Source organism: Pseudoalteromonas sp. S1612, from assembly GCF_005887175.1.
GTDB classification, from domain to species: Bacteria; Pseudomonadota; Gammaproteobacteria; order Enterobacterales; family Alteromonadaceae; genus Pseudoalteromonas; species Pseudoalteromonas undina.
Genome location: NZ_PNDH01000216.1, coordinates 1 through 270, shown reverse-complemented (window position 1 = coordinate 270; position 270 = coordinate 1). Strand labels below are relative to the sequence as shown.

The 270-nt window shown below is 45.9% G+C and carries 1 protein-coding gene; it reads left to right on the top strand.

What is annotated here, in order from left to right; genetic code table 11:
• Positions 1 to 270 (top strand): arginase family protein (locus tag CWB78_RS18750; protein WP_171040373.1); only part of this gene is annotated, 270 nt, incomplete at both ends.

Sequence of the window (270 nt, the reverse complement as noted above, 5' to 3'; positions counted from 1 at the left end):
GCTCAAGTGGCAAGCCTAAATCAAATTGGGATCTTACTTTTGGCGTAATTCAACATTGGGCTGCTGAATTTATAGAGCGTGGCGCAGCTGCGGTTGCGGCTGATGCTATTGCGCAATTAAAAGCAGACAAGGTCGATGAAGTGTATGTAAGCTTTGATATTGATGCCCTCGATGCCGAGTTTGCAGCAGCAACAGGTACACCCGAAGAAAATGGCTTAACGCCACAACACGCACTTGATATTTTGTCAGCGATTGCTGATGAATTCCCTA